Source organism: Granulicella sp. WH15, from assembly GCF_009914315.1.
Classification (GTDB): Bacteria; Acidobacteriota; Terriglobia; order Terriglobales; family Acidobacteriaceae; genus Edaphobacter.
Genome location: NZ_CP042596.1, coordinates 3689759 through 3711049 on the forward strand (window position 1 = coordinate 3689759; position 21291 = coordinate 3711049).

At 63.6% G+C, this 21291-nt stretch carries 20 protein-coding genes; 6 read left to right on the forward strand and 14 right to left on the reverse strand.

From position 1 onward, the window contains the following. Positions 1–139: 139 nt before the first annotated feature. Both hflX and hfq read right to left on the reverse strand, forming a co-directional pair. Entirely contained in the window at positions 140–1594 is a 1455-nt protein-coding gene (gene hflX, locus FTO74_RS15265) for a GTPase HflX (protein WP_162538920.1), read from the reverse strand. Positions 1595–1621: 27 nt separating this feature from the next. After that, positions 1622–1975, reverse strand: coding sequence for an RNA chaperone Hfq (hfq, locus tag FTO74_RS19820; protein ID WP_255462307.1), 354 nt, complete (start codon positions 1973–1975; stop codon positions 1622–1624). A gap of 239 nt (positions 1976–2214) precedes the next feature. Here hfq and FTO74_RS15275 point away from each other — a divergent pair, with 239 nt between their 5' ends. After that, the gene (locus FTO74_RS15275) at positions 2215–3417 is read left to right on the forward strand and encodes a DegT/DnrJ/EryC1/StrS family aminotransferase (protein WP_345933380.1); all 1203 of its coding nucleotides are present in this window, start codon (positions 2215–2217) and stop codon (positions 3415–3417) included. Between the two features lie 75 nt (positions 3418–3492). Here the strand turns inward: FTO74_RS15275 and FTO74_RS15280 are convergent, their stop codons facing one another. The 4 genes from FTO74_RS15280 to nadA all read right to left on the reverse strand — a co-directional run bounded on the left by FTO74_RS15280 (position 3493) and on the right by nadA (position 7998). Further along, on the reverse strand, positions 3493–4776 hold the full coding sequence (locus FTO74_RS15280) for an SH3 domain-containing protein (protein ID WP_255462308.1): 1284 nt from the start codon (positions 4774–4776) through the stop codon (positions 3493–3495). A gap of 242 nt (positions 4777–5018) precedes the next feature. After that, a complete protein-coding gene (locus FTO74_RS15285; protein WP_162538921.1) occupies positions 5019–6176 on the reverse strand; it encodes a beta-propeller fold lactonase family protein in 1158 nt (385 codons plus the stop codon). 194 nt (positions 6177–6370) lie between these two features. Next, positions 6371–6814, reverse strand: a complete 444-nt coding sequence (locus FTO74_RS15290; protein WP_162538922.1) for a DUF2203 domain-containing protein — start codon at positions 6812–6814, stop codon at positions 6371–6373. Continuing rightward, a complete protein-coding gene (nadA, locus tag FTO74_RS15295) occupies positions 6811–7998 on the reverse strand; it encodes a quinolinate synthase NadA (protein WP_162538923.1) in 1188 nt (395 codons plus the stop codon). The genes FTO74_RS15290 and nadA overlap by 4 nt, the downstream gene beginning before the upstream one ends. 516 nt (positions 7999–8514) lie before the next feature. Between nadA and FTO74_RS15300 the strand changes: the two genes are divergently transcribed. The 3 genes from FTO74_RS15300 to FTO74_RS15310 are packed head-to-tail and all read left to right on the forward strand — an operon-like array spanning position 8515 to position 10782. Next, positions 8515–9045 carry a twin-arginine translocase TatA/TatE family subunit gene (locus FTO74_RS15300; RefSeq protein ID WP_162538924.1) on the forward strand — a complete coding sequence of 177 codons (531 nt, stop codon included), beginning with the start codon at positions 8515–8517 and terminating at the stop codon, positions 9043–9045. After that, positions 9038–9823, forward strand: coding sequence for a twin-arginine translocase subunit TatC (gene tatC, locus FTO74_RS15305; RefSeq protein ID WP_162538925.1), 786 nt, complete (start codon positions 9038–9040; stop codon positions 9821–9823). The genes FTO74_RS15300 and tatC overlap by 8 nt, the downstream gene beginning before the upstream one ends. Before the next feature lie 5 nt (positions 9824–9828). Continuing rightward, positions 9829–10782, forward strand: a complete 954-nt coding sequence (locus FTO74_RS15310) for a M28 family peptidase (RefSeq protein ID WP_162538926.1) — start codon at positions 9829–9831, stop codon at positions 10780–10782. A 439-nt stretch (positions 10783–11221) separates the two neighbouring features. Here the strand turns inward: FTO74_RS15310 and FTO74_RS15315 are convergent, their stop codons facing one another. Beyond that, positions 11222–11731, reverse strand: coding sequence for a DUF3761 domain-containing protein (locus tag FTO74_RS15315; RefSeq protein ID WP_162538927.1), 510 nt, complete (start codon positions 11729–11731; stop codon positions 11222–11224). Between the two features lie 141 nt (positions 11732–11872). Between FTO74_RS15315 and FTO74_RS15320 the strand changes: the two genes are divergently transcribed. Then, a complete protein-coding gene (locus FTO74_RS15320; RefSeq protein WP_162538928.1) occupies positions 11873–12838 on the forward strand; it encodes a TerC/Alx family metal homeostasis membrane protein in 966 nt (321 codons plus the stop codon). Positions 12839–12867: 29 nt separating this feature from the next. On the opposite strand, the gene FTO74_RS15325 is transcribed toward FTO74_RS15320, so the two are convergent. Both FTO74_RS15325 and FTO74_RS15330 read right to left on the reverse strand, forming a co-directional pair. Then, complete coding sequence (locus FTO74_RS15325; RefSeq protein ID WP_162538929.1) at positions 12868–13698, reverse strand: PASTA domain-containing protein; 831 nt, start codon at positions 13696–13698, stop codon at positions 12868–12870. A gap of 85 nt (positions 13699–13783) precedes the next feature. Next, complete coding sequence (locus tag FTO74_RS15330) at positions 13784–14263, reverse strand: PepSY domain-containing protein (RefSeq protein ID WP_162538930.1); 480 nt, start codon at positions 14261–14263, stop codon at positions 13784–13786. Positions 14264–14352: 89 nt separating this feature from the next. On the opposite strand from FTO74_RS15330, the gene FTO74_RS15335 reads away from it, so the two are divergent. After that, complete coding sequence (locus FTO74_RS15335; RefSeq protein WP_162538931.1) at positions 14353–15786, forward strand: outer membrane beta-barrel protein; 1434 nt, start codon at positions 14353–14355, stop codon at positions 15784–15786. Between the two features lie 323 nt (positions 15787–16109). Here FTO74_RS15335 and FTO74_RS15340 read toward each other — a convergent pair whose 3' ends face one another. The 5 genes from FTO74_RS15340 to FTO74_RS15360 all read right to left on the reverse strand — a co-directional run bounded on the left by FTO74_RS15340 (position 16110) and on the right by FTO74_RS15360 (position 21269). Then, entirely contained in the window at positions 16110–17480 is a 1371-nt protein-coding gene (locus tag FTO74_RS15340; RefSeq protein WP_255462309.1) for a transcription antitermination factor NusB, read from the reverse strand. Then, the gene (gene fmt, locus FTO74_RS15345; RefSeq protein ID WP_162538932.1) at positions 17477–18406 is read right to left on the reverse strand and encodes a methionyl-tRNA formyltransferase; all 930 of its coding nucleotides are present in this window, start codon (positions 18404–18406) and stop codon (positions 17477–17479) included. Before fmt ends, FTO74_RS15340 begins: the two co-directional genes overlap by 4 nt. Before the next feature lie 84 nt (positions 18407–18490). After that, entirely contained in the window at positions 18491–19048 is a 558-nt protein-coding gene (def, locus tag FTO74_RS15350; RefSeq protein ID WP_255462310.1) for a peptide deformylase, read from the reverse strand. Positions 19049–19058: 10 nt separating this feature from the next. Continuing rightward, complete coding sequence (gene aroC, locus FTO74_RS15355; RefSeq protein WP_162538933.1) at positions 19059–20234, reverse strand: chorismate synthase; 1176 nt, start codon at positions 20232–20234, stop codon at positions 19059–19061. A gap of 156 nt (positions 20235–20390) precedes the next feature. Next, positions 20391–21269: a polysaccharide deacetylase family protein gene (locus FTO74_RS15360; RefSeq protein ID WP_220399032.1), complete on the reverse strand. Its 879-nt coding sequence runs from the start codon at positions 21267–21269 to the stop codon at positions 20391–20393. Positions 21270–21291 lie beyond the last annotated feature (22 nt).

The window sequence follows — 21291 nt, forward strand, 5'->3', positions numbered from 1 at the left end:
TCTGGAGGGTAACATGCGTTTCGTACAGTATTGGCGTACACGTTATTTTTAGCAAAGCACTTACGACAGTGTCAACCGAGATGATCGGTAAACGCACGTCTTACCTGATATTCGAACATGATTGCATCTCTATGAAAATTCAGCTATTTTCCGCGTCCGCACCTACCCCGCGAACGTGAAACCTCCGGTAGCGGTTCAGCAGCGAAGCCGGTCCTACAGCCCGGAAGTACGCCAGATTGCCCTCGAAGTTCTTCTCCGCGACTATCGCCCCGGCCTCGAGCGCGGCCAGCGCGGCGCCCTCGGCCTGCGGCACTCGAAACCGTCTCTCCACCAGCGGATCCACCACCAGCTCCCGGTCGATGGCCGCCAGCAGACCGTCCAGCCCTTCGCCCGTAAGTCCCGACACTGCCACCGCGCCCGCTGGAACCACACGCTCGGCCACCGGCACCCGGTCGATCTTGTTCAGCACCTCGATCACCGGCTTGCCCGCAATATCCAGCTCCGCCAGCACCTTCTCCACCTGCGCCTTCTGCTCCTCCAGGCTCTCGCTCGAGGCATCGCGCACATGCAGCAGGATCTCGGCGCGCTCCACCTCCTCCAGTGTCGCGCGAAAGCTGGTCACCAGCGTGTGCGGCAGATTGCGGATGAATCCCACCGTATCCGACAGCAGAATCTTTCGCCGCGAAGGCAATTGTAACTGCCGCAGCTTCGGGTCCAACGTGGCGAACATCCGCGATGACTCCAGTGCCCCCGCCGAGGTCAGCGCATTGAACAACGTGCTCTTGCCCGCGTTCGTGTACCCCACCAGCGCCACCACCGGCACTGGAACCGCCTCGCGCCGCTGCCGCTGCTGGCGGCGAATCCGCCGGACAGCTTCGAGCTGCTCTTTCACGTGGTCGATCCGCAGGTTGATCTTGCGGCGGTCGGTCTCGAGCTGCGTCTCACCCGGTCCGCGGGTGCCGATGCCGCCGCCGAGCTGGCTCATGGCCTTGCCACGCCCAGCCAGACGCGGAAGCTGATACTCGAGCTGCGCCAGCTCTACCTGCAACTGTCCCTCTCGGGTGCGCGCATGGCGGGCAAAGATATCGAGGATCAACTGGGTCCGGTCGATGACCCGGCAGGGCAGGCGGTTGTCGAGATTCCGCAACTGCGAAGGGCTCAGGTCGTGGTCGAAGAGCACCACGTCCGCCCCGGTCGAGGCGATGACGCCCTCGATCTCCTCCAGCTTGCCGAGGCCCACCAGCGTCGCCGCGTCAGGCCGTGGGCGACGCTGAATGATCGTCGCCGCAATCTCCGCTCCGGCACTCCGGGCCAACTCTTCAAACTCCGCCAGCGACGCCTCGAAGTCCAGGTCCGGAGCCTGCTCTTCCGGCTCCGCAGCAGTCCCGGCACTCCCCAGAATCTCATCCAGATCGACCGCACCGTCAGCTACCCGGGCCGAGCTTCGCGCGAGCCTGGCCGCCGCGGTCAGCTTGCGCCGCTGCCCGGTAAACTCGAGTGCAACCAGAACGGCGCGCTCCGCCGTCCCCCCCGGGTTACGCGGGTGAGACGGCGGAGTGCCGCCTGTTTCGTGTCTGGACTGTGCCGTACTCATCGCCGACGGCCGCAGCCGCGCCAATCCTTACTCAGCCGCAGCCGCAACCACTTCCGGAGTTCCATGGCCAGCCACCGTGACACCGTGGCGCAGCTCCGGACGACTCTCGTTGCTGCGACTCTCACGTCCTTCGGAGGACCTTGTATCGGGCCGCATCTCCATATGGCCACCGGCGCGGCCACTCACCACAGTCGAGATCGCATGCTTGAAGATCAGCTGCTCCTGGCTGTTGTTCTCGAGCAGAACCGAGTACTTATCGAAGGATCTGATCTTCCCCGTCAGCTTTACGCCGCTTACCAGGTAGATCGTGATCGGGCTCTTGTCCTTGCGGACCGTGTTCAGGAAGGTATCCTGAATATTCTGTGCCGGCTTTGATTCCATGGCCGATCTCCTTGCCGTTCGCGTCAAAAATGACGCCATGTGGTGCATTGTTAAGGTTCCGCAGGCTACAGTTAGTACCCAAACGGGTACTTAAGTAACTAACTGGGCCAACTCGACAATACTTTGGATTCCTGCTCAATTCAATCTAGCGCGTAGACGATCTCCAACCGGAAATTGTCTCAGCCCCAAAATGGAACGGTACTGCCCGCAGGGTTCTTATGCCCGTGTAGCATAAGAACGTGCCATCCGAAGCGGTCACAACCCTGCAACCCGTTCCGATGCTGGATTTCGCCCGGCAGTTTTCTCAGATCCGCGAAGAAATCCTCGCAGCCGTCGAATCCGTCTGTACCTCACAGCGTTTTATCCTCGGTCCTGAGGTCTCGAGCTTCGAGCGCGCCGCTGCCGAAGCCTGCTCAGTAGCCCACGGAATCGGCTGCGCCAGCGGCACCGACGCCCTCTGGCTGGCGCTCGCCGCCGCCCATATCGGCGACTCGACCGAGGCTGTACCCGCCGCTACCTCTGACGCGGTCATCACCTCGCCCTTCAGCTTCTTTGCTACCGCCAGTGCCATCCTGCGTGCGGGAGCAAAACCGATCTTCGCTGATATTGAACCACTTACCTTCAACCTTTCGGCTGCATCGGTTCAGACGGCTATCGAGGCCAATCCGCATCTCAACGTCAAAGCCGTGCTGCCGGTCCACCTCTACGGCCAGTGCGCGGACTGGGACAGCTTCACCGCGCTCCAGCGCAATCACCCCGGCCTGTTGCTGATCGAGGACGCCGCGCAGGCCTTCGGGGCCACTTGGAACGGCGCTCCGGCGGGCTCGCTGGGCGATGCCGCGTGCTTCAGCTTCTACCCCACCAAGAATCTCTCCGCCATCGGCGACGCCGGGCTGGTAACCACCAAATCCCCCACGCTCGCCGAGCGCGCCTCCATGCTGCGCGCCCACGGGATGAGACGGCGGTACTTCCACGACGAGATCGGCTGGAATTCGCGGCTGGACACGATCCAGGCGGCGGTTCTCGAGATCAAGCTGAAGCACCTGCCCGCTTGGAATCAGCAGCGCCGCGACCTTGCCGCCCGCTACAACCAACTCTTTCTGGCGGCGGGGCTGCTCTCCTCCTCGGGCGCCATTGCGGACGGGCTGGTGCTGCCCTATACGCATCCGCGCGCACAGCACGTCTTCCACCAGTACGTCATCCGGGCTCCCCGCCGGGATGAGTTGCGCGAGTTTCTGACGCAGCGCAAGATCGGCACCGAGGTCTATTACCCGTTGCCGCTGCACCTGCAGGAGAGTCTGGCATCGCTGGGGTATCGGGCCGGGGACTTTCCCGAATCAGAGCGGGCTGCGGCTGAAGTTCTGGCGCTGCCGATGTACCCCGAGTTGCGCGAAGACGAGCAGCAGACGGTTGTTGAGGCTATCCGCAGCTTCTACGCATAAGGCAACAGCAAAAGCGCCCTCACGCCGGGCAGGCGGCACTTCGTGCGGTTTTGGACGCTTCGCGTGTTTCTCTGCTTAGTGCCTGTGTCTTCCCGCTTTGCCCTTGGCTTCCTTTTTCTCGACCGCTTCAGGATGCGCCAGCGTATCCGCAATCGCCGCCGAGGAGACCACAGCAGCCGCCCCCGAACCCGGCGGCAGAATCCGACGCAGTTGACTGCCCTCCAGCCGGAAGGTCTGGGTGACGGTCTTGCCAGGCACCATTGCCCCCGTCACAGGATCGGGCACCACCGGCGGAGCGTCCGCCGCCAGCGCCTTGTAGCTGAAAGTCGGCGCGGGCTGGGCTGCGGGCGTTCCGGGCTTCGCGTTGGGATCGACCGCGTTCGTGATCGTCACCGGCAGGTAGCCCTCGATATTGCGCTGGCGAAAGCCGGTCTCGTAGCGGTGCTTCTTCATGTTCCAGGTAAAGACCCTCACCTGGTCGAAGTCGTAGGGCAGCCCGGCCTTGTAGGGGCTCAGCACGGTCACGTAGACCGGCACGTCCAGGCCGCTACCGGTGGTGCCCGCGTCGGGATCGTGCAGCGTGGTCAGGACGTAGGCCCCCACGATGCGCTGCCCCTCGGCGTAGCGGACGATAGTGTCCGGCGCATCGACGTCCATCATGCGGGCATAGAGCCAGCCGGTGTGGCCCTGGCCGTCGCGCACCAGCCACCAGTCCTCCATCACCACGGGCGGCGGAGCGGGCTGATCCCCCGCATCCGGCTTGACGGGAGCGGAAGCCTCCGGCACGGCTGGAGCCGCCGGGGACTTGGCCGCGGAGGTCCCCACAGCCTGGGGAATGGCCCTTCTGGCCCGTGCCGCATTGGTCGTGGCCGAGTTAGCCTTCACGATCGTCGCCCGCTTCAACAGACTGAGCTTGTCACCTTCGGCCAGACGGTAGAAGCGCTCCGTATCCCGGCCAGGGCTCAGGTGCAGGTAAACCTCGTCTCGCACCACCGCCGACGCCACCACGGAGTCACCCTTATGCTGGTCCTTGAGCGTGTCGAAGCTGGCCAGCACATCGCCGTTGACCACTACTTTTTCGTCGATCCAGCCGATCTCGCCCTTCTCCGTCCGCACCTTCACGAAGCGGCGGCCGTGCTCGAGCACCTTCAGCTTGTCGCCGTTCGAGACGGTGGCCGTGCGGTTCGAGACGGCGGCGACCCGGTCTCTCAGGAAGGTTTGCTTGGCGGTGACGTAGACGAACTGCTCCTGCGGCGCGGCGCGGAAGCGGGAGCAACCGGCCTGCCCGAGGGTGAGAAGCCCCACCAGCAGAGTGAGATAGAGGCGCGCCCCTGCTGCAAACCCGTGTTTCTTCGTCACAACCATCCTTCGCAGGTTACCATCTGCCGTTCGACGTATCGGCCGGTTCCACCCGGCGGAGTCTAGGCCGTTCCCGAAAAGGAATGAGGGCCAGAATGAAACCACAACTCCTTTAGATTGCGGAAGAAGGCCCCGGGTTGCGGGCGGGCAATAAATACGCGAAGCGTCCAAAACCGCACGAAGTACCCGTACTTCGAGTACAGCACGAAGTGCCCGGCGGGAGGATGTATTTGTTGTTGTTTTTAGTGGGTCGTAGCGACCTGTACCCCCACCGTCTCCTTGCCGGTCGAGACGCTGGTGGCCAGGTCCAGCTGGCCCGGAACCGTCGAATCGAAGCTGTACATCCCCACGTCCGTCGTCGAGCTGACGCCGCCCACCAGTACATACTTGCCGGTGCTGTCGCGGGCCATTGAGGTCACGATCATGCCGGCCGAGACCGTCGGGGTCGAAAGCGCCTTCAGCGTGCCGGCCGAGACCGTGTACTCGGAGATGTCCGACGAGCCGCGGTTAGCCGCGTAGAGGTACGCGCCGGTCGAGTCGAGCAGCATCGCGTTCGGCGTAGTGCCGGACGCGGTCAGCGCGCCGGAGCCAAAGGTAGACGGCACCCCCGACGAGTTGACCGTGTAGGCCGCGATGCCGTCGGCAGTGCCGCTGCGCGAGACGTAGAGGAAGCTGCTATCCGACGAGATGGCCACGTCGTTGTCGCTCTCGGTCGCCGAATTCAGGCTGATGCCGCCGCTGTAGGTCAGGTTGCCGTTCGAGGTAGTGAGCGCGAACAGCGCGTCACCCGCAGTCCCCAGGGCCGCCGCCACCAGCGTGGACGTCGCCCGGATGGACTTCGGCACCAGGGTCGCGCCCGACTTGATGTTATAAGGCACCTGGTTGACGAGCGCGAGCGCCCCGGTGCTCGAGTTCAGCGAGAACTCGAAGACGGTCTGCGAGAGGTTATCGAGCGCGAACAGCCACTGGCCGTCGGGCGAGGCGTCCATGGAAACGACGTTCGCCGCTATCGTCTGCGACCCGGCGTTGACCAGCGACAGTGCGCCCGAGGTGCCGATGGAGTAGCAGTAGATGGCGTTGAGGCCGCCGACGTAGACGAAGGAGTTATTGCGTGTGACGGCGATGGCCCCGGAGTTAGCCGAGACCAGATTCGAGGGCAGCGTGAGCGGCGAGCCGGAGCCGATCGAGAGCTTCGAGGTGCCGATGGTGTACACGCTCAGCGTGCCCAGGTCGGGCGAGAGCGCCAGTACGTAGTTGCCGGTTCCACCACCCGATCCGCCGGAGCCGCCGCTCGAGGAGTCCAGAGGAGGAAAGAAACCCGAGCATCCGGTCAACGCTACCGATGCAATCCCTGCTACGATCCAACGCCCCACCTGCGCGGCCCACCCCTTGCTCGCCATGCCAAACCTTTCTCTCTCGTCCAGGCACGAAGCCCAGCCGTCTCTATCGAGACGAACTTCAATCTTCTCTATCTTCTCAGAACTGCCTGCCGATACCTGTTCGACGCACGCGGGAAACAAACGTCTTCACCGACAAAAACAGAGCAGCCCCATTATGGGGCTGCTCTGTTAGAGATACTGCATATTCGCAAGCCTCAGTTCGGCCGCTCGCGCTCACGGCCTGACGGCCCAAAAGGCCCATCCCCCATCCTGCGTAGAGGAGACCCTTCTTCGCTCTCGCGCCACTGCACAATCTCGGCGTCACCCATCGTCCAGCAGAGCAGCACGATCCGGCCCTCGGCCATTGCAGGCAGCTCCAGTCGGCCCTCATCGAGATCCGCAATCGACGCGCCGATCTCCTCGATCTCTTCCACCGTGTCCCGCGCCTCCTGCATGGCCTTCTCGCGCTCGGCACGGCGGCGGGCCGCCTTCGGAACATCGACGTGCAGCCCGCCCGAGAGGAAGATTCGCTGGCTCAGCTCCTGCATCTGCGTGTCGAGCGTGCTGGCGCGGATCGCGGCGGAGCGGGCCCGGTGCACGAGCGATTCGAGCACCGGGATCAGGGTCTGAGCCTCGGATAGGGTAAAGGTTTTACTCAAATAGGCCTCTGGATCGCGTGGGCGGTGGGAACTTCGAGCATCCGGTCGAGCGCGACCTTGGCCCAGTGCTTAGTCTGCTCGCTTACCTTGATCTGGTTGACGACCTTGCCCGCAACCAGGCTTTCGAGCGCCCAGGCCAGGTGCGCGGGAGAGATGCGGTACATCGTCGTGCAGAGGCAGCCGGAGTCGTCGAGCGTGATGACGCGCTTGCCCAGCGGGGCGAAGCGGGCGGCGAGGCGGTTGACGAGGTGAATCTCGGTGCCCACGGCGAAGCTGGAGCCCTCGGGCGACTTCTCGATCAGCTCGATCAGGCGCTCGGTCGAGCCCAGCGCGTCGGCCTTCTGGCAGACCTCCCAACGGCATTCGGGATGGACGATCACCTGCATCCCCGGCTCGTCGCGGCGGACGCGGTCGACGTGCTCGGGCAGAAAGCGCTGGTGCACGGAGCAGTGGCCCTTCCACAGGATGACCTTGGCGGCCTTGAGCCGGTCTGGAGCGACGCCGCCGTTAATCATGTACGGGTCCCAGACGACCATCTCGTTCAGGGGAATCCCCATAGAAAACGCGGTGTTGCGGCCCAGGTGCTGATCGGGCAGGAAGAGAATCTTGTTGCCGCGCGCAAAGGCCCACTCAAAGGCTCCGCGGGCGTTGGACGAGGTGCAGACCAGCCCGCCGCGCTCGCCGCAGAAGGCTTTGATATCCGCAGCCGAGTTCATATAGGTCAGCGGGACGATGCCGTCGGTGCCGAGGCTCGCACCCAGCGCGTCCCAGCAGTCTTCCACCTGGCCGATCTCGGCCATATCCGCCATCGAACAACCGGCGTTCAAGTCAGGCAGGATCACCTGCTGCCAGGGCTTCGCGAGCACGTCCGCGCTCTCGGCCATAAAGTGCACGCCGCAGAAGAGGATGTACCTCGCATCGGTCTCGGCGGCAATCTTCGAGAGCTTATAGCTATCGCCGGTGAAGTCGGCGAACTGGATCACCTCATCGCGCTGGTAGTGGTGGCCGAGCACGACGGCCTCTTTGCCGAGCTTCGCGCGCGCCGCCGCAATCCGGGCGTCCATAGTGTGGTCGGGTTGGGAGAGATAGTTTTCAAGCAGGCAGGCCTGGCCCTCAATCGGAGCCGTTTCAATCGCAGGCAAGCCCGCGACCGCCTCTGCATCATCAACAAGGATTCCGTTCATCTAACTCCGCCTTCAGTCTCTCAGAGTCGATCGCGCGATAGGCGCTGTTCGCTCTCGAGACGGGGATGTTGAAAGCACTCACTGCAAGGCTGCAGTGGATTCGCCGGACTCGACCGGACAGGCAAATGCAGACCTGAACCGAATAAAGTCCCCAATCCACGGGGATGTTGCAACCGGTACGACGGCGGTCAAAGACCGCCTTTTCCATTAGACACGGCCGCGCCCAAAACGATGCACGCCAAGTCTCCTTCTACTTTATCGTACTTGTACTTCGGCACTTCGTGCGGTTCTCGGGGTGGCATTGGAAAATTATCAGCATGGGGCCTTCCGTTGGTCGGCAGCGGACATATCTTTCTTTCCGACCAACGGGAGGACCAAGCGAAGCTATAAAAAGGCGTGGAGACGCCCGCCCACCGCGCAGGAGGCCCGTCCGGCAGGACAGAGCCTTTCCGAGCAATATTTGTCCCGTCTAACTCTTAGCCGTATCATGGTCTTTCATGCTGCCTGCGAGAGATTATGCCGAGCCTAGCCGATAGCGCGTTCATCTTTGTCCTGGCTCTGCTGCTCTTCGGCCCGAAGAAGCTGCCCGAGCTTGCCCGTCAGCTAGGTAAGCTGATGGGCGAGTTCCGCCGTGCCTCCAACGAGTTTCGTATGCAGATGGAGGACGAGCTGCGGCTAGCCGAGCAGGCCGAACAGCAGAAGAAGATCGCCGCGCTCGAGGCTGCCGCGCCCGTAACCCCGCCCATTGAGAACACCACGCCGACACCAGTTGTGGACGAGGTGGCCCAGACGGAGGCGATGCCAGCCGAGGCCGTGGAGAACCATATCCAACTCACGGAGACGCAGCCCACAGAGCCGATCGAGCCGCTGCCCATCGCCACATCCGGCGACCTGAACCTGATGCCTCCGGCGACGGGCCTGCCCGTAGGCCGTGGCTCGTCCGCCAAGCCAGCCGAGGCCGAAGCACTCGAGCCGATGCTCGAAGCCATTCCCCAAACCACCGATCCTTCCACTACCAGCCACGAGGTCTCGCCCCAGCATGGCTGACATGATCGACAACGTCCGCTCCGCCGTACAGGACCGGGCCGAACTGCCAGGCATGAGCCTGATGGAGCATCTGGACGAGCTGCGTAAGCGGCTCATCCGCGCGATCCTCTACCTGCTCGTCGGCTTCGCCATCGCCTACATCTTCCATGACCGGCTGGTCGCCTTCATCCAGAAGCCGCTGGTCGATATCGGCTTGACGATGACGATGACGCACCCCACCGATGCGCTCAATCTCATCATCAAGACCTCGGTCGTGGCGGGCGCGATCCTCTCGAGCCCCTTCATCATCTACCAGATCTGGCTCTTCATCTCGCCGGGCATGTACGCGCACGAGAAGAAGTACGTCTGGCCGTTCATGAGCGCCACGGTCGGGCTCTTCGTCGGCGGCGCATGGTTCGGCTACCGGTACGTGCTGCCCGGAGCCATCAACGTGCTGGTGATGGGCTTCGGCAAAAACTTCACCCACATGATTACGATCGAGGACTACACAGGCTTCTTCCTCGCCGTCATCCTCGGCCTGGGCATCTGCTTCGAGCTGCCGATCCTGCTCTTCTTCCTCTCGCTCTTCGGCATCGTCGATGCGGGGTTCCTGGTCAGGCACATCCGCTACGCCATCCTCATCATCTTCCTGATTACGGCGGTCATCTGCCCGCTGCCCGACCCGGTGAGCATGTGCATCTTCGCCAGCCCGATGCTGGTGCTCTACCTGCTGGGCGTGGCCGTGGCCTACTTCGTACATCCCAGCCGACGCAAGGCCAAGGAACTGAAGGCATCATGAGGAACATGTCCGCGAATCACCGTAGCTTTATGCGCTGGACTGCATTTGTAACAGTTTTTGTCTCTCTCTTTGCGCTGCCCTCGTTTGCCCAGAAGCCCGCTGCGGGACACGTCTCCGGAGCCGCTACTTATGAGGTCACCAAACAGCTTCTCGCCGTCGCGCCGAAGCGCTTCAACGGCTCACCGGGCCACCTTGCAGCGGAGCAGTTCATCAAGGCGCACTTCGCCCCCGAGATCGCCAAGGGCAACTTCGAGACCGACCAGTTCACCGCCTCCACCCCGCTCGGGATGCAGACGATGCGCAACTACATCGTGCGCTACCCCGGCAAGAAGGATGGCATCATCGTCCTCGCGAGCCACTACGAGACCAACTACCCGCTGAAGGACATCAACTTCGTCGGGGCCAACGATGGAGCTTGTACTTCGGCGCTGCTGATCGAGCTGGGCGCGTACTTCCGCGCTCATCCTCCCGAGGGCTACAGCGTCTGGCTGGTCTTCGACGACGGCGAAGAGGCCGTGAAGAGCTGGTCCGCGTCGGACTCGCTCTACGGCACCCGGCACCTGGCCGCGAAGTGGAGCCAGAACGGAACCATCGGCAAGATCAAGGCCTTTATCGTCGCCGACATGATCGGCGATAAGGACCTGAACATCGACCACGACGGCAACTCAACCCCGGCGCTCGAGAGCCTGTTGCAGCAGGCCGCGCGCAATACGGGCCATGCGGGGCACGTCTTCAAAGAGGATTACTCAAGCGGCATCGAGGACGATCATCTGCCGTTCAAGCAGCGCGGCGTGCCGGTGCTCGACATCATCGACATCGACTACGGCCCGCACACCGCGGCGACCCCCGACGGCTACCACCACACAGCCGAGGACACGCTCGACAAGCTCAGCCCACAGTCGTTGCAGATATCCGCCGACCTCTTCCTCGAGGTCATCCGGCTGATCAATCAGCACTAAGGCAAGAGCAAGGCGAAACGGGGAAAAAGGGATAAAAGGAGATAAGAGCGGAGCCTTGAGAGCTGTGCTTTTGCGGGAGACATCCGAGGCTTCACGAAGTCTCCGGCGTGAGGGTGCTTTTGCTGGTTTTCTTGGTTGTTATTCAGAAGCGAAGCGGAGGGATTTGCTTCTGCTTTGTCGTTGCTCTTGCCTCCGGGGTAGGTCCGGGCTTTAGCCCGGACATCAAAACAGCCACCGATGCGGGCTTTAGCCCCCGAGGTATGCTCTCTTCATCCCTGCCACAGATCGGTGAGAGGAAAGCACAGCTCTCAAGGCTCCGCTCTTATCTCCTTTTATCCCTTTTTCCCCGTTTCGCCTTGCTCTTCGCCCAGAAGCGGCCACAAAAACACCCATGGCGCGCCGCATCGAAACGGCGCGCCATGGATAGTTACAGGGGAGTTTACTTCGAGCAGGCCTGGCCGTGATTGGCGTGCGCACCCTTGGCCTTGGCGTCGGACTCGCTCATGTACGAGCCAGCCTTCGTCTTGCCGTAGAAGGTCGTTCCCGGGCAGTGATAGACGTTGCTGGCCGTGTTGACCCAAACCAGCCCAGGACCGCCACCGGGAGCCTGAGCACGGCTGGCAGCCGCAGCGGCCGGTCCGGCCTTGGGGGCAGCCGTCTTCGCAGCGGCTACAGGAGCCGGAGCCGTGGGCGCAGCAGGCGCGGCCGGAGCCGGAGCCGGAGTTGCAGTCTTCGCAGCAGCGGCAGCCGGAGCGGCCGAGGCCGTGTACCACGTCTGGACGCCCTTGTGTCCGCGGCAGGCGCCGGACTTGCTGGCAGCAGTCGAGTAGGTGCCATCCTTACAGATGCCAGTTGCCCCTGCAGGAGCACCAGCCGGAGCCTGTGCCAGCAGTCCATGCGAGAACAGGAGTCCCGCAACCAGTGCCGTCAAACCAAAGAAACGCTTCATGTACCGACCTCCAAAATTTCTTTCCAAAAATTACAAGCTACCGCTCCCGATAATCTATGCCGTTATCGGCAGCGTGTCACACAAAATGCAGGGTGTTACACAAAATTCCCGATAGCATAAAGCCAGTAGCATGAGAGAAAGATGACCTCCATCCCCCAATGGGTTGCCACGCACGCGCACTGGATCGGCTTCCACGCCGCGCTTCTCGTACTGCTCGCAATTGAGCTGCTGTACAGCCGCCGCGCGCCGCGCCCGCTCTCGCCCGAGGACATCGCCGCCCGCAACCACAAGGACTCCGTCGCTGCTACCGTCATGTGGATCGCCGCGGCGCTCGCCTTCGCCGCCTATGTTCTGTGCCGTTTTGGGACACCTTCGGCCACCCAGTTCCTTGCAGGCTACGCGCTCGAAGAGTCGCTCTCGATCGACAACCTCTTCGTCTTCCTGCTGCTCTTCCGCGTCTTCAAGGTCGCGCCCGCGCACCAGCCCAAGGTGCTCTTCTGGGGCGTCGCCGGGGCGATCCTGATGCGCGGCCTCTTCATCGGCGCGGGACTCAGCCTGCTGGCGCGCTTCCACTGGGTCAGCTACGTCTTCGCGGTCATCCTGCTGGTAGCGGCGGTGCGGCTGGTGATGCCCGAGGACACCACCGAGACCTCCGACAAGCCGCCCGCGTGGACGGTCTGGATCACCCGCATCCACCCCGTCTCGCTGCGCCAGGACCGCTTCTTCACGGTCGAAGACGGCCGCCGCATGGTCACCATGCTCTTCCTCGCGCTGCTGGCCATCGAGTTCACCGACGTCGTCTTCGCGCTCGACTCGATCCCCGCCGTGCTCTCGATCACGCGCGACCCGTTCCTCGCCTACACCTCGAACATCCTCGCCGTGATGGGGCTGCGCTCGCTCTTCTTCCTGCTGGCGCAGATGCTGAAAAAGCTGCGGCTGCTGCACTACGGACTGGCCGCGATCCTGGCCTTTGCCGCCGTGAAGATGCTGACCGCGACGATCTTCGAAGTTGGCCCGCTGCTTTCGTTGGGCGTGATCGCGGTGGTGCTTGCAATCACCATCGGGTTGTCGCTGCTGTTTCCGGGTGAAGACGCCGCTGCTTCCTGATAAAGCCTCAGCAAAGCTGAAAGCAGTCCCTAGTGGACGACCGTCACGCGGATGTTATCGCCGCGGGTTACGCGGTGTCCCGGCAGCGGCGTCTGGCTAACGATGACGGAGTGCGTGCTGACCGGCGGAGGTGCGAAGACCGGCGGAGGCAAAGCAGCCAGGGCACCCGGCAGGCCCGTCGTGGCAGGCATGACCGGCGCGGGCGGAGGCGTGGGCTCCTGCGCGCTGGCGATGCGCAGCCCAGCCGTTCCCAGGCGGGCCTGCGCGTTGGCGAGGCTCTGGCCAATGAGCGACGGCATCACAAACGCGTCAGCCGACGACGGCAACGGATCGGTCGCGACCAGCAGGGAGACGCCCGGACCTTCAGCCGTAGTGGAGCGCGGCGGCGGCGACTGCGTAAGCACCACTCCCGCCGGTACGGACGCTGTCGGCAGGTAGGAGACGCCGCTCGGCTCGAGCGCCAGCCGCCGCAGCGAAACAGTGGCCGAGCGCTCGTTCTGCCCGGTGACGTCGGGCACGGCGACCCGCTGCGCCCCCAGGCTCTCGGTGACGCGGACCTGCCAGCCGCGTCTGACGCGATTGCCCTGGAGCGGCGACTGCGAGAGCACGTGGTTGGCGCTGACGGCGCTGGAGTAGAAGCGGTTTTCCACCTCCAGGTTGAGCCCGAGCGAGTCGGCAAGGGCTACGGCCTCCGCGTTGCTGAGACCAGCGAAGCTGGGCACATTGACCTCGCGCCCATGAATGGCCACGCGGATGGCGAGCAGCGCGGTGACAAGCGCCACCACCACCAGCGACAGTCCTCCAGCCGTCAGGTTGACGACGTGCAGGACGCGCAGCAGAAATCGTTGAAAGGGCCTCATAGCCTGCTCAGACTAGCACGCGAAGCTGTAAAAAGACGTGCAAACGCCTCCCCGCGCGTAGCGGGTCCGTCCGGCTGGTCAGGTTTTAAAACAGCGACAACAGCAGCGGAATCACGATACCGGCAAGAAGCGTTGCCGTGATCGCCACCTTGTTGCGGACGTAGTTGTACGACATGAACAGCCCGGTGAGCGTCGAGAGGAACAGCCCGACTGCGGCCACGCCGAAGAAGATCTTCATCGGCAGCAGGTTGTGCACCTTGACCGGCGCGGCAGGCGCCTCCGGAGCCGCATCGGCGGGCTTATGCCCCTTGCCGTTCGCAGCAGCATCCGGCTTGTCGGGAGCGTGCATCTTCGCGGCGGGAACGACAAGGGTCTGCTTCTTGTGCAGTTGCCCCAACTCGACGAAGATGGCCGGAGGCTTGTAGGCGCTGCCCTTGGTCGTCTCGTGAAAAGAGAAGGTCTGGAGGAATCCAGTGAAGGCAAAGAACAGCATGGCAGGCGCCAGGAAGACGCCGCTGTAAAGATGGAAGAGTCGGGCAGGTTTCAGCAGGATCGCGCGGGACATGGCTCGAGTGTAATCAATGCAGGACTAAAGTCATCGGATATTGTTTTGGCATCAGACAAGAAAGCTGACGATAAGGAAAGATGGGTGGCATGGTGAAGTTGCAGGTAGCGTCGGTGGCACTGGCGTGGGGGATTGCGGCTGTGGCTGGCGGCGGGCGGTGCGTGGCCCAGCAAGCTGAGGCTCCGAAGGCACAGGCCACTCCCGAGCCTGAGGCGCACGGATTCTTTCCCCGGCTGGGACAGTTCTACCGCGAAGACTGGAGCGGCACCGCAGCCTCGGGGCCAGCACCCGCCCGCCGTGGCGCACCCTCCCCGCTCGACTCGCCTCCGTTCCCCAGTGCCGACTGGTCCTACGGCGGCTCGCCCGTCATCGGCGAGCCGGATACGAACAGCTATCCGCTGATGACGGCGATCCTGGGCGCGGAGCGGCTCTCGCGCAGCCGCATCAAGGTCTACGGCTGGCTCGATCCCTCAGTCAACGTCGGCACCTCGGCCAAGAGCAACTCGCCCGAGGCCAACGACCTCTACTCGCGTCGGCTGGAGCTGAACCAGGCTGTCGTCTACGTGGAGCGGCTGCCGGATTCGGTGCAGCAGAGCCACGTCGACTGGGGCTTTCACCTGACCGCCCTCTACGGCACCGACTACCGCTTCACGACCGACCGCGGTTACCTGAGCAGCCAGCTCATCGACCACAACCGCCGCTACGGCTTCGACCCCAGCCTCGAGTACGTCGATCTCTACCTCCCCAAAGTGGCGCAGGGGATGAACCTGCGCGTCGGCCGCTTCATCTCGATCCCCGGCATCGAGGCGCAGTTGAGCCCGAACAACTACTTCTTCAGCCACTCGCTGCTCTACGCGGTCGATCCCTTCACCGACACTGGCGTACTCGCCACCGTGAAGCTGAACGACCGCTGGCTGGTGCAGGCGGGCATCACCGCCGGGCACGACGTGGCCCCGTGGGTGGAGGACGCGAAGCCCTCGGCCACAGCCTGCATCAGCTATACCTCGGCCTCAGTGAACGACAATCTTTACGCCTGCCTGAACGGCATCAACAGCGGCAAATACGCATACAACAACCTGCAGCAGTACGACCTCACCTGGTATCACCGCTTCTCGAAGAAGGTCCACATGGCCACCGAGGCGTACTACATGTATCAGCGCGATGTGCCCGCGCTGGGTGGCCCCATCGCGCCCCAGGCCAACACCAACGCGGTGCCCTGCCTGCCCGGCCACACGACGTGTACCGCGCCGGTCTACGCGGTGGTGAACTACGTGCTGCGCGAGCTTTCGCCGCACACCTTCGTGGGCTTCCGGTCCGATTACCTGAACGATTTCAAGGGGCAGCGCACGGGCTATGCAACGCAGTACTCGGAGAACACGCTGGCGCTGAGCCACTGGTTCGGTAGCACCATCCAGCTACGGCCGGAGGTGCGGTTCGACCGGGCGTGGAATCGCAAGGCCTACGACAACGGCACCAAGCACAACCAGTTCACGGCTGCCTCGGATCTGGTAATTCACTTCTAAGAGAGAAAGAAATACGCGAAGCGTCCAGAACCGCACGAAGTGCCGCCCGCCCGGCGCAAGGGCGCCGTTGCCGTTGCCTGTTTTTTGGTTGTCATTCAGGAGCGAAGCGGAGGAATCTGCTTCTGTCTTTGCTGTTGTCTTTGTTCTTGCCGTTGCTTCTGGGGCAGGTCCGGGCTTTAGCCCGGACATTAAAACCCGCCACAGACGCGGGCTTTAGCCCCCGAGGTTTGCTTTCTTTTCTCAACCACAACAGCAAAAGCAACAACGCCCTCACGCCGGGCGGGCGGCACTTCGTGCGGTTCTCGACGCTTCGCGTAACGACTCTACCCTTCCCGCTCCAGCACCACCGCATAGAACCCATCGCAGGGATCGACACCCGGCAGCGTACGCAGCGCGCCATCGCGGACCATGCCCTTCAGCTCCAACCCCACCTTCAGCTCCTCCACCGGCACACGACGCCAGCCACCGGCCACCGCCGCAACCACCTGCTCATTCTCCTCCGGCTCCAGCGAGCAGGTGGAATAAACCAGCCGCCCACCCGGCGCAACGCGCTCCAGAGCCGCCGTCAGGATCGCCCGCTGCCTCTCCGACTGCCTCACCAACTCCTCCGGTTGAAGACGCAGCCGGATCTCCGGATTGCGCGCCAGCGTGCCCGTTCCACTGCAAGGCACATCGCACAGGATCAGGTCGAACAGCCCCGCCGAAGCAGGCAGCCGAACCGCATCGGTGGCCGCCGTCTTGATGTTGGCTGCGTAAGAAAAACGCCGTAGCCGCGCCTGCATCTGGGTCATGCGCTTGGCGCTCACATCGGTCGCCAGCAGCTCGGCCTCGGGGGCGCGCAGAGCCAGCATCAGCGTCTTGCCTCCGGGAGCAGCGCAGCAGTCCCACAGCCGCGCCGGACGGCCATCCGTGGCAGGGATCGCAGCCGCAGCAATCTCGGCCACCAAGCGCGAGCCGTCGTCCATCGTGGGCGCATTCTCCTCGGCTGGAGCGTCCGCAAACAAGCCGCCGCCGGCCGGTTCAGACTGGCCGGACTCGCAGATCTTCAGCGCCGCCTCACGGCCATAGCTCGCCACCCAGCGCTCCACCAGCCACAGCGGATGCGAGAGCCGCTCCGCAAACGCCGCCGTCGTCTCGAAGACCTTCGCTCCCGGCGGCGGAGCCGTGGCCAGCTTGCGCAGAATCGCGTTCACCATGCCGGTCGCGTGCGGATTCCCGGCGGCGCGGCACAGCTCCACGCTCTCGCTCAGAGCCGCGTGCGCGGGGATACGGTCCATGTGCAGCAGTTGAAACGCGCCCAGCCGCAGAGCCAGCGCGACCGGCTCCGCCAGCCTCTGGTCGGGCCTCTGCAACAGCTTGCTGATGCGGGCATCGAGGGCGATCTGCCAGCGCAGCACCCCCATCACGAGAGCGGTGGTCAGGTTGCGGTCGGCCTCGGAGAGTTCTTTCGTACGAACCCCGTGCAGCAGCTCGTCGCTATGGCCCTTGCCCTGCCCTACCAGCGTCAGAATCTCGAACGCCACCCGCCGCGCAGCCGTTACCTTAGTCTGCGCCTCAAGCGCCGAGAGGGTCGGCCCCGCGCTCGCCGGACGCGCCTTGGCAAACTTCTTCGGAACCCGGCCTCCGGCAGCCAGCACCTTCGCCGCAGCCTCGAGGCCGCCCGGATCTTTCTTCACCACAGACTTCTTCTTCAACTTCCCACCCGCTCGCCGCTCTTCACCTGAAACCCACGCAGAAACTCCGCCGCCATCATCCTCTTCTTACCTTCCATCTGGACCTCTACCAGCTCCAGCATCGAACCATCTCCACAACCGACCAGTAGACGGTCTCCATCCACGCGCAACTCGCCCGCGACGCCCGTGCCCTCCGCCAGCCGCATCAGGTTCACGATAAGCTTCTTGCCGCGCAGCGAGGTAAACGCCCCCGGCCACGGCTGAAATCCACGCCAGCGGTCGTAAAGTTTTTTTGCCGTCAGGGAGAAGTCCATGCGACCATCCTCCCGCGTCAGGATCGGCGCCAGCGTGGCCTGCGCGTGATCCTGCGCGACGGGGACGATCTTGCCCGACTCCAGCCCCGCCAGCGTCTCGACCACCAGCGTGGCCCCCACCTCGGCCAGGCTCTCGAAGAGGTCCTCGGCGGTATCGGTGGGCGCGATCGGCTGCTTGTGCACCAGCAACATTGGCCCCGTATCCAGCCCGGCCTCGAGCAGCATGGTGGTCACGCCGGTCTCGGTCTCGCCGTTGGCCACGGCCCATTGGATCGGCGCGGCTCCGCGGTACTTCGGCAGCAGCGAGCCGTGCAGATTGATGCAGCCGTACTTCGGCAGCGCCAGCATCCAGTCCGGAATGATGCGCCCGTAGGCGACCACGAGGATCGCATCCGGCGCAATGGCCTCGAGCTGCGCGCGAAACTCTGGGTTGTTCTTGATCTTCTCCGGCTGCACCACCGGAAGGGCCAGCTCCAGCGCGGCCCGCTTGACCGCCGAGAAGTGCATCTCCATCCCGCGCCCGGCAGCGCGATCCGGCTGGGTCACCACCAGGCGCACGTCATGGCCGGCTGCGATGACCGCCTGCAGCGTATCGACCGCGAACTCCGGGGTCCCGCAAAATACCAGCTTCATTCCAACCTCAAATTTATCCTGCAACCGATCCCACAACCCAGCGGAGCGAAGCCACCGCGAAGCGGTCAAGAACGGTACGAAGTACTACCATTCGCCGTTTTTTTGGAGCTTCTTGATCTTACGCAGGACCAGCTCGCGCTTCAGGCGGCTGATGCGGTCGATGAAGAGAATGCCGTCCAGATGGTCGATCTCATGCTGCAACGCGCGCGAGAACAGCTCCTCGCCCTCAATCTCGAACCACTCGCCGGTCACGTCCTGCGCCCGCACCTTTACCTTGGCGGCGCGCGAGACCTTCTCGCGGATATCCGGCAGGCTCAGGCAGCCCTCCTCTTCGAGCAGCTTGCCCTCGCGCTCGACGATCTCCGGGTTGATGAGCACAACCTTGTCCTTCGCATTCTTCTTGAAGCTCACGTCGACGACCGCAATGCGCTTCGAGACCGAGATCTGCGGAGCCGCCAGGCCGATGCCGTGCGCGGCGTACATGCTGTCGAACATCTCGTCCACGAACTGCTTCAGCTCCGCGTCGAAGACGGTCACCTCTTCGCCACGCACCGCCAGAATGGGGTCCGGGTACTTGACCACCTCGTGGATCTTCAGCGGCTTGGTCGCCGTCTTCTTCGCTGCTGCTTTCTTTGTCGCCACAACTTCCCTTTCAGTACTTCCGAATCTGCTCGCAGTAACCCTCGAAGTTACGCTTCAGCTCGCGCAGCGAATCGCCGCCGAACTTGTCGATCACCAGCTTGGCTATCGTCAGCGCGACCATCGCCTCGGCTGCGACGCCCGCCGCCGGAACCACGCAGACGTCGCTGCGCTCGTACGCTGCCTTAGTGGTCTCACGCGTCGCGAAGCTCACACTGGCCAGCGGGCGGCGCAGCGTCGAAATCGGCTTCAGATATCCGCGCACCACGATGTCTTCGCCGTTCGAGATGCCGCCTTCGATGCCCCCAGCATTATTCTGCTCGCGAGAGAACTTCGTAAAGTCCTCCTCCGAGCCCTCGTACGCAATCGCGTCATGCACGGTCGAACCCAGCGACTCCGCCGCCGTCACTCCGCGTCCCAATTCCACGGCCTTCACTGCCTGAAGGCTCATCACGGCCTGCGCCAACAGGCCATCCATGCGCTCGTCCCAGTTGACGTGCGTGCCCACACCCGGCGGCAGGTTGTGCACCACCACCTCAAAAACGCCGCCGATGGTATCGCCCGTGCGCAGAGCCAGATCGACTTCGCCCTTCATCCGGGCCTCGGCCTCGGGGTCCACACAGTTCAGAAAGATCTCATCCTTGGCATCGGTCGCGGCGATCTCGGCCCAACTGGCGTCTCGGCCCAGCTCCTGCCGTCCCACGCGGATCACGTGACTGCCTACCGCGACGCCCAGCTCTCGCAACAGCAGCTTAGCCAACGCGCCACAGGCCACACGCGCCGCGCTCTCACGGGCGCTCGCCCGCTCGAGCACGTAACGCGCATCGGGAAAATCGTACTTCAGGCTGCCCGCCAAATCCGCGTGGCCGGGCCGCGGCGAGGCCACCGCCTTGTGCTTCTCCGCGTCGCCCGTGCCCACAGGCAAAATCTCTTCCCAGTTCTTCCAATCCACGTTGGCAAGCGTCATCGCGACCGGCGCGCCGATCGTCTTGCCGTGGCGCACGCCCGAGAGGATGTGCGCGGTGTCGCGCTCGATCCGCATCCTGCCGCCGCGCCCATAGCCCTGCTGCCGCCGCCAAAGCTCGCGGTCGACGAACTCCTGCACGACCGGCACACCGGCCGGAAGACCGCTCACCAACGCCACCAGGCTCTCGCCGTGGCTCTCACCCGCCGTAGAAAAACGAAGCATCCTACCTCACACTACTCAGGCCAATACATTGCTAGGCCATAAAGCCAGTCATATGAGATTGTAACAATCGTACTTCGTACCGTTCTCGGGGCGGCATGGGATAAGTAACAGCATTGGGCATTCCACCGGTCGGCAGCGAGCATCGCGTGAAGCACCTTACCGGCAGATGCTGTCCAGCTCCTTGACAGGCGTGTCTCGGAACGGCCCGTCCTCGATCCCCTTGGCCTCCATCATCTGCTCGGGCAGGGTACCACCCAGCTTCAGCGCCACGCCGGGGTCGATCGCATAGGCCGGGTCGCTCTCCGCCTCGGGCAGTGTCACTAGCTGGAACCCCTGTTGGTGCAGCAGCTCGAGCAACTGCGGCAGCATCACCGCCTCGATGGCCCCGTCGTGCAGCAGCATCACATGCGAGATATCGCGCCCGTATACCTTTCGCGACCGCTCGCGGCCGATGCGGATCGCCTCCGTGGCACTGTCCAGGTACATCTGCTTCAGCCATGCAATCGAACGCTGATCGCGCTTCGTCGCGCATCGGACATAAGGATCGTTCCAGTCGTAGTCCTGAAAGTCCAGCGTCACCTGCGCGACGCGGTATCCCCGGTTGCTTAGATAGGCGCGCAGACCATTCCGCTTGGCCAGCGTATCTCCTTCGTAGAGATAGGGATAGCGAAACCAACGCCAGTCCTCTCCGGCCATCAGGCGGCGTAGCAGCGGCTCGTTGCGGGTGACCTCGCGCTCGAACGCGGGCAGCGTCGTCTGGTTGAAGTCGGCATGCGAGTAGGTGTGGTTGCCCAGCAGAAATCCGGCAGCTCGCCACGCCCGCAACGAGGAGATCAGCTCCGGCTCGTCCACCACTAACTGCGCGTTCAGGAAGCCATAGGTCGTCGGCGCGTGCGCGGCCTGGAGCGCGTGGATGATCGAACGGATGATCGAGAGCCTCGTCATCCCCGGAGCCAGCCCGTCGATCTCAGGCAGATCGTCGAAAGTCAGGGCAATCTTCGGAGCAGTCTTTGTCTGGGCCGCGCCAGAACTCACCGTCAACGCCAGACAGCAGCAC

Excerpts from the sequence above, each read along its gene's own strand:
- hflX (WP_162538920.1), bottom strand. The coding sequence starts at position 1,594 with ATGAGTACGGCACAGTCCAGACACGAAACAGGCGGCACTCCGCCGTCT.
- nadA (WP_162538923.1), bottom strand. The coding sequence starts at position 7,998 with ATGAACGGAATCCTTGTTGATGATGCAGAGGCGGTCGCGGGCTTGCCT.
- FTO74_RS15310 (WP_162538926.1), top strand. The coding sequence starts at position 9,829 with ATGTCCGCGAATCACCGTAGCTTTATGCGCTGGACTGCATTTGTAACA.
- FTO74_RS15335 (WP_162538931.1), top strand. The coding sequence starts at position 14,353 with ATGGTGAAGTTGCAGGTAGCGTCGGTGGCACTGGCGTGGGGGATTGCG.
- FTO74_RS15320 (WP_162538928.1), top strand. The coding sequence starts at position 11,873 with ATGACCTCCATCCCCCAATGGGTTGCCACGCACGCGCACTGGATCGGC.
- tatC (WP_162538925.1), top strand. The coding sequence starts at position 9,038 with ATGGCTGACATGATCGACAACGTCCGCTCCGCCGTACAGGACCGGGCC.
- FTO74_RS15300 (WP_162538924.1), top strand. The coding sequence starts at position 8,515 with ATGCCGAGCCTAGCCGATAGCGCGTTCATCTTTGTCCTGGCTCTGCTG.
- hfq (WP_255462307.1), bottom strand. The coding sequence starts at position 1,975 with ATGGAATCAAAGCCGGCACAGAATATTCAGGATACCTTCCTGAACACG.
- FTO74_RS15315 (WP_162538927.1), bottom strand. The coding sequence starts at position 11,731 with ATGAAGCGTTTCTTTGGTTTGACGGCACTGGTTGCGGGACTCCTGTTC.
- fmt (WP_162538932.1), bottom strand. The coding sequence starts at position 18,406 with ATGAAGCTGGTATTTTGCGGGACCCCGGAGTTCGCGGTCGATACGCTG.
- FTO74_RS15330 (WP_162538930.1), bottom strand. The coding sequence starts at position 14,263 with ATGTCCCGCGCGATCCTGCTGAAACCTGCCCGACTCTTCCATCTTTAC.
- FTO74_RS15285 (WP_162538921.1), bottom strand. The coding sequence starts at position 6,176 with ATGGCGAGCAAGGGGTGGGCCGCGCAGGTGGGGCGTTGGATCGTAGCA.
- aroC (WP_162538933.1), bottom strand. The coding sequence starts at position 20,234 with ATGCTTCGTTTTTCTACGGCGGGTGAGAGCCACGGCGAGAGCCTGGTG.
- FTO74_RS15325 (WP_162538929.1), bottom strand. The coding sequence starts at position 13,698 with ATGAGGCCCTTTCAACGATTTCTGCTGCGCGTCCTGCACGTCGTCAAC.